Genomic DNA, 6,489 nt, shown 5'->3' with positions numbered 1-6,489 from the left:
CCGGGGACCTCGCTGGCGGGCTGACCGGGGATGTCGATCTGCTGCTGCCCGGCCTCGGCGGTCCGCTCCTGCTCCGCGGCGGGAGCGGCGGCCTCCTTCGGGGCCTCGTCGCCGGTGCGCGCCTTGGAGGTGGCGCGGCGCTTCGGCTTGGCCTCGGCGCTCGGCTCGGCCGCGGGCGCGCCTCCGCCGGACTGCGCCTCCTTGATGGCGTCGATCAGCTGGCTCTTGCGCATCCGCGCGGTGCCCTTGATCTTGAGCCCGGAGGCGACCTGCTGGAGTTCGGCCAGCACCATGCCCTCAAGCCCTGTGCCGCGGCGGCGCCGGGTCCCTGCGGAGGGGGCGGCGTCCGTGGTGGGCGCAGCCTCGGCCGCGCTGTCGGCACTCACGCCCATCAGATCGGTGGTGTCGCTCACGAAGGGTCCTTCCCTGGAGCGGACGTCGGCCTGTCTGGCTCGGCGACCGGTTGTGCTGTCCGGCTGTGGTCCTCTGTGAAGGGGATGCGCCGGGGCGATGGACCGCCAAAGAGGCGGAGGAATACGGTGGTGAAGACGCCTGACTCAGCCGTGTCACCAGAAGTGCGTGTCACGGGATTGGGTCACGCCCGTTCCGGAGCGCTTCGGTGTCGCTCCGTGCGTGGCACAGTGCGATACGGGGGCTCCCGGAAGATGAGGTGTCCCGCCCCTGTGTTTCGGGAAGAACCGGCGCCCCGAGAAAAATCGGCGCTCCGGGTAGTCCCGGAATCCTGGCGAAGACACGTGGCACCTCGCCGTTGGGCGATTGGGTGCGCAGTCGAGATTAACAATACCGTATCCAACACATATTCCCCCTCTCCTGTGCGGCGACCGTGGGGTCACGGCGCCAGCGGCAGCACACTCGCGCCCGCGGTGTCGACGGGGATGCGGGCCGCTGCCCACTCCTCGCCCGCGAGCCCGGCGACCTTGTCGGCCGCCTCCTCGTCCACCAGCGCGAGGACGGTGGGTCCCGCGCCGGAGATGACCGCGGGCACCCCGTCCGCCCGCAGCCGTTCCACCAGGGCGAGCGACTCGGGCATCGCCGGGCCCCGGTACTCCTGGTGAAGACGGTCCTCTGTCGCCGTGAAGAGCAGCCCGGGGCGCCTGGTCAGGGCCTCGACGAGCAGCGCGGCACGGCCCGCGTTCGCCGCCGCGTCGGCGTGCGGCACGGTGCGCGGCAGCAGTCCCCTGGCGGTCTCGGTGAGCACCGGGCGCCCGGGGACGAAGACGACGGGGACGACGGAGTCGGCGGGCGTCATCCGCACCGCCCGCGCGAGGCCGCCCTCCATCCACGAGAGCGTGAACCCGCCGAGCAGGCAGGCCGCGACGTTGTCGGGGTGGCCCTCGATCTCGGTGGCGAGTTCGAGCAGGGCCTGCGTGTCGAGCCGGCTCTCGCCGCCGGTCGTCACGGCCCGCGCGGCGACGATCCCCGCGCAGATGGCCGCCGAGGAGGAGCCGAGCCCGCGGCCGTGCGGGATGCGGTTGGCGCAGACGATCTCCAGGCCGCGCGGCTGCCCGCCGAGCAGGTCGAAGGCGGCGCGCAGGGACCGTACGAGGAGGTGCTTCTCGTCGCGCGGCAGCGTCTCGCTGCCCTCACCGGCTATGTCGATGCGCAGCCCCGAGTCGGCGACCCGCACCACGACGTCGTCGTAGAGGCCGAGCGCGAGCCCGAAGGCGTCGAAGCCGGGACCCAGGTTGGCGCTGGAGGCGGGGGTGCGCACCCGGACGGCGGCGGCGCGAAAGGCGGGACCGGCCATCGCGTGGGGACTCTCCTTGTGTTCCTCGGGCGGGGACTGACCGCGCAGCGTGGGGCGGGCCGCTGGAGGCGGCAGCCCTCACGGTGACTGTCGCGGGGCGGGCTGGTGGGGATTGGGGTGCGGGGGCGGGGATTTCCACGCTTCCGGCGAATCCCCCCGGAACGTCCGGATCACATCCGGGCGCGTGGGATCGTACGGCCACAACGGCAGCGGCACCGCGGCACAAGCGGCGGGGCAGGTGGGGCACAGCCTATCGAAGGAAGCGCCCCCCGCGACATAGGGCGCACGGGAGGCGCATGACGCGTGTCGTCCGCAGGGCGTGCGACCCCCGCGACTTCGGGTGGTTCCGTATGCCTTGTGCGGGTTTCACGAGGCGGGGTGCGCCGGGAATGACACCCGCCTGTGTCCTGCGACGCGGAGACGGACAGCGGGGCGGGCGGCCCCCACCCGGTCGGGTGACGGCCGCGCGCCCGCTGACGTCGGGGCGGCGCCCGCCGACGTCGTGGCGGCCCGTCAGCCCGTCAGCCCGAGCCGCCGCGCCGCGGCCGCCGCGTCGACCGGGATGACGGTCGGGCGCGGGGCGCCCTCGGTCGCGCGGTCGGGGTCCTTGAGACCGTTGCCCGTCACCGTGCAGACGATGCGCTGCCCCGGGTCGACGAGGCCCTGCTCGGCGGCCTTGAGCAGCCCGGCGACCGAGGCGGCCGACGCGGGCTCGACGAAGACGCCCTCCTGGCCCGCCAACAGCCGGTAGGCGGCGAGGATCTGGCGGTCGGTCACCTCGTCGATGAGGCCGCCCGACTCCTCGCGCGCGGCGAGCGCCTGCTGCCAGGAGGCCGGGTTGCCGATGCGGATCGCGGTGGCGAGGGTACGGGGGTCCTTGACGACCTCGCCGCGCACGATCGGCGCCGAACCGCTCGCCTGGAAGCCCCACATGCGCGGGGTACGGCTCGCGACCTTGTCGGCGGCGTACTCGCGGTACCCCTTCCAGTAGGCCGTGATGTTGCCCGCGTTGCCGACCGGCAGGACGTGGATGTCGGGGGCGTCGCCGAGCGCGTCGACGATCTCGAACGCGGCGGTCTTCTGCCCCTCGATCCGTACCGGATTGACCGAATTCACCAGGGACACCGGGTAGTTGTCCGAGAGCGCGCGGGCGAGCGTCAGGCAGTCGTCGAAGTTCCCGTCGACCTGGAGGATCTTGGCGCCGTGCACGAGGGCCTGGCCCATCTTGCCGAGCGCGATCTTGCCCTGCGGCACGAGCACCGCGCTGACCATGCGGGCGCGCACCGCGTAGGCGGCGGCCGAGGCGGAGGTGTTGCCCGTGGAGGCGCAGATGACGGCCTTCGCGCCCTCCTCCTTGGCGCGCGTGATCGCCATCGTCATGCCGCGGTCCTTGAAGGACCCGGTCGGGTTGGCGCCCTCGACCTTGAGATACACCTCGCACCCGGTGCGCTCGGAGAGCACCTGCGCGGGGACGAGGGGCGTGCCGCCCTCGCCGAGCGTGACGACCTCGGTCGTGTCCTCGACCGGGAGCCGGTCCCGGTACTCCTCGATGATGCCGCGCCACTGGTGGACCATGACTGCCTACTCTCCTTCGACCCGCATGATGCTGGCGACGCCCCGGACGGTGTCGAGCCCCCGCAGCTCCTCCACGGTGCTGCTGAGGGCCGCGTCGGGGGCCCGGTGGGTGACGACGACGAGGCTCGCCTCGCCGCTGCCGTCGCCCCGGCCCTGCTGGCGCACGGTGTCGATCGACACGCCCTGTTCGGCGAAGACCGTCGCCACCTGGGCGAGCACGCCGGGCTTGTCGGCGACGTCCAGGCTGATGTGGTAGCGCGTGACGACCTCGCCCATCCCGGAGACGGTCAGTCCCGCGTACGCGGACTCGCCGGGCCCGGTGGCCTCCGCGAGCCGGTTGCGGCACACCGCGACGAGGTCGCCGAGCACGGCGGACGCGGTCGGCGCGCCGCCGGCCCCAGGCCCGTAGAACATGAGCCGCCCGGCCGCCTCGGACTCGACGAAGACCGCGTTGTACGCCTCGCGGACGCCCGCAAGCGGGTGGCTGAGCGGCAGCATCGCGGGATGCACGCGCGCGCTGACGCTCTTGCCATCGGCGGCGCGCTCGCAGATCGCGAGGAGCTTGATGGTGCAGCCCATGGCGCGCGCGGAGGCGAAGTCGGCGGCGGTCACCTCGGTCATGCCCTCGCGGTGCACGTCGTCGATCCCGACGCGGGTGTGGAAGGCGATCCCGGCGAGGATCGCGGCCTTCGCGGCGGCGTCGAAGCCCTCGACGTCGGCGGTCGGGTCGGCCTCCGCGTAGCCGAGCGCGGTGGCCTCGTCCAGGGCCTCCTGGTAGCCGGCGCCGGTCGAGTCCATCTTGTCGAGGATGAAGTTCGTCGTGCCGTTGACGATGCCGAGGACGCGGTGCACGTGGTCGCCCGCGAGGGATTCGCGCAGCGGGCGCAGCAGCGGGATGGCGCCCGCGACGGCGGCCTCGTAGTAGAGGTCCTGGCCGTGCTCGACGGCGGCGGCGTGCAGCGCGGGGCCGTCCTTCGCGAGGAGCGCCTTGTTCGCGGAGACGACGGAGGCGCCGTGCGCGAAGGCCGTCGTGATGAGGGTGCGGGCGGGCTCGATACCGCCGATGACCTCGATGACGACGTCGAGGTCGCCGCGTTTGACGAGCGCGGTCGCGTCCGTCGTGATGAGCGCGGGGTCGATGCCCTCGCGCACCTTGTCCGGGCGGCGCACCGCGACGCCCGCGAGCTCGACGGGGGCCCCGATGCGGGCGGCGAGGTCGGCGGCGTGCGTCGTCATGATGCGCGCCACCTCTGAGCCGACTACCCCACAGCCAAGGAGCGCCACCTTCAGCGGACGCGTGCGCATCATCCGACCTCGTTTCGTCTTTCCGTGTCGTCCCGCGGGCTCCGCGCGTTCCGTGGCGCGGAGCCTGTGTGTCGCGGTGGGTCCAGTCTCACGCACGGCCCCGGGGTTTCAGCCCCCGCGTCCGATGCGTGAGACAAGCATTCCGTACGGGTGCGGGGCGCCGTGACCCGCCCTGCCACGGCGCCCCGCACCCTCGTCCCGGCTCAGCCGACGTCGAGCCTGAGCAGGTCCTCCTCCGTCTCGCGGCGCACGACGACGCGGGCCTGCCCGTCCCGTACGGCCACGACGGGCGGGCGCAGCGCGTGGTTGTAGTTGCTCGCCATCGAGCGGCAGTACGCGCCCGTCGCCGGTACGGCGAGCAGATCGCCCGGCGCGAGGTCGGCGGGCAGGAAGGCGTCGCGCACGACGATGTCGCCACTCTCACAGTGCTTGCCCACGACGCGGACGAGCATCGGCTCGGCGTCGGAGACGCGCGAGGCGAGCGCGACGGAGTACTCGGCGTCGTAGAGCGCGGTGCGGATGTTGTCCGACATGCCGCCGTCGACGGACACGTACGTGCGCAAGCCTTCGAGCGGCTTGATCGTGCCGACCTCGTAGAGCGTGAAGGCCGTGGGCCCGACGATGGCGCGGCCCGGCTCGACGGAGATACGGGGCACGGCGAGCCCGGCGCTCTCGCACTCGCGCGTGACGATGTCGCCGAGCGCCTTGGCGATCTCGTGCGGCTCGCGCGGGTCGTCGTCGGAGGTGTACGCGATGCCGAGGCCGCCGCCGAGGTCGATCTCGGGCAGCTCGACGCCGTGCTCGTCGCGGATCTCGGCGAGCAGCCCGACGACGCGGCGCGCGGAGACCTCGAAGCCCGCCATGTCGAAGATCTGCGAGCCGATGTGCGAGTGGATGCCGACGAGTTCGATCCCGTCGAGGGTGAGCGCGCGGCGCACGGCCTCGGCGGCCTGTCCCCCGGCGAGCGCGAGGCCGAACTTCTGGTCCTCGTGCGCGGTCGCGATGAACTCGTGGGTGTGCGCCTCGACGCCGACGGTGACGCGGATCTGCACGCGCTGGACGCGGCCGAGCGCCTGCGCGGTGTGCGCGACGCGGGCGAGTTCCTGGAAGGAGTCGACGACGATGCGGCCGACCCCGGCGGCGACGGCACGCTCGATCTCGGGCGCCGTCTTGTTGTTGCCGTGGAAGGCGATGCGCTCGGCGGGCATGCCCGCGTCGAGCGCGGTGAGCAGTTCGCCGCCGGAGCACACGTCGAGGTTGAGGCCCTCCTCATGGAGCCAGCGCACGACGGCGCGGCTGAGGAACGCCTTGCCCGCGTAGAAGACGTCGGCGCCCTCGCCGAAGGCGGAGCGCCAGTCGCGGCAACGGGCCCGGAAGTCCTCCTCGTCCAAGAAGTACGCGGGCGTGCCGAACTCCTCGGCCAGGCGCGTGACGGGCACGCCGCCGACGCTCAGCGCGCCCTCCTCGGCCGTCTCACGGCGGACGGTGCGGGCCCACACCTTCGGGTCGAGGGCGTTGAGGTCGGCGGGCGGGGCCGCATAGTGGCCCTCGGGGAGGACGTCCCCGTGGCGGGGACCTGCGGGGTGGGCGGAACGGCTCATGGCTGTCGTGCTCTCTTCGTTCAGACGTACTGGGGCGCGCTGATGCCGAGCAGGGTCAGGCCGCCGGCGAGCACCGTCCCGGCGGCTTCGGCGAGAGCCAGCCGGGCGCGGTGGGCGGCCTGGGGTTTGAGCCCGCCGAGCGGGAGCAGCCCGCCGGTGCGGTCGTGGAGGTCGAGGAGCGCGTCGGCGACCCGTACGAGGCGGCGCGCGAGCCGGTCGGGCGCGCGGTGCTCGGCGGCG

The 6,489-nt window shown here is 73.3% G+C and carries 6 protein-coding genes; all 6 read right to left on the bottom strand.

What is annotated here, in order from left to right:
• Positions 1-413 (bottom strand): Rho termination factor N-terminal domain-containing protein (locus tag G3I42_RS20100; protein WP_343244599.1); only part of this gene is annotated, 413 nt, incomplete at its 3' end.
• Positions 414-850: 437 nt separating this feature from the next.
• Positions 851-1,768 (bottom strand): homoserine kinase, encoded by a 918-nt coding sequence (thrB, locus tag G3I42_RS20095; protein WP_164287857.1) that lies wholly within the window; start codon positions 1,766-1,768, stop codon positions 851-853.
• A gap of 513 nt (positions 1,769-2,281) precedes the next feature.
• Positions 2,282-3,343: a threonine synthase gene (gene thrC / locus G3I42_RS20090; protein ID WP_164287855.1), complete on the bottom strand. Its 1,062-nt coding sequence runs from the start codon at positions 3,341-3,343 to the stop codon at positions 2,282-2,284.
• A 6-nt stretch (positions 3,344-3,349) separates the two neighbouring features.
• Positions 3,350-4,651: a homoserine dehydrogenase gene (locus G3I42_RS20085; protein WP_203607055.1), complete on the bottom strand. Its 1,302-nt coding sequence runs from the start codon at positions 4,649-4,651 to the stop codon at positions 3,350-3,352.
• Between the two features lie 200 nt (positions 4,652-4,851).
• Entirely contained in the window at positions 4,852-6,249 is a 1,398-nt protein-coding gene (lysA, locus tag G3I42_RS20080) for a diaminopimelate decarboxylase (RefSeq protein ID WP_164287853.1), read from the bottom strand.
• Positions 6,250-6,269: 20 nt separating this feature from the next.
• Positions 6,270-6,489, bottom strand: a 220-nt coding sequence (locus G3I42_RS20075) for a DALR anticodon-binding domain-containing protein (protein ID WP_275405268.1), incomplete at its 5' end; no start/stop codon positions are given.

It is taken from the genome of Streptomyces sp. SID11385 (assembly GCF_010548245.1).
GTDB lineage: Bacteria > Actinomycetota > Actinomycetes > Streptomycetales > Streptomycetaceae > Streptomyces.
The sequence above is the reverse complement of the archived record's forward strand: the minus strand, read 5'-3'. Positions and strand labels throughout refer to the sequence as shown.

Coding starts and splice junctions, on each gene's coding strand:
- thrB (WP_164287857.1), bottom strand. CDS start 1,768: ATGGCCGGTCCCGCCTTTCGCGCCGCCGCCGTCCGGGTGCGCACCCCC.
- thrC (WP_164287855.1), bottom strand. CDS start 3,343: ATGGTCCACCAGTGGCGCGGCATCATCGAGGAGTACCGGGACCGGCTC.
- G3I42_RS20085 (WP_203607055.1), bottom strand. CDS start 4,651: ATGATGCGCACGCGTCCGCTGAAGGTGGCGCTCCTTGGCTGTGGGGTA.
- lysA (WP_164287853.1), bottom strand. CDS start 6,249: ATGAGCCGTTCCGCCCACCCCGCAGGTCCCCGCCACGGGGACGTCCTC.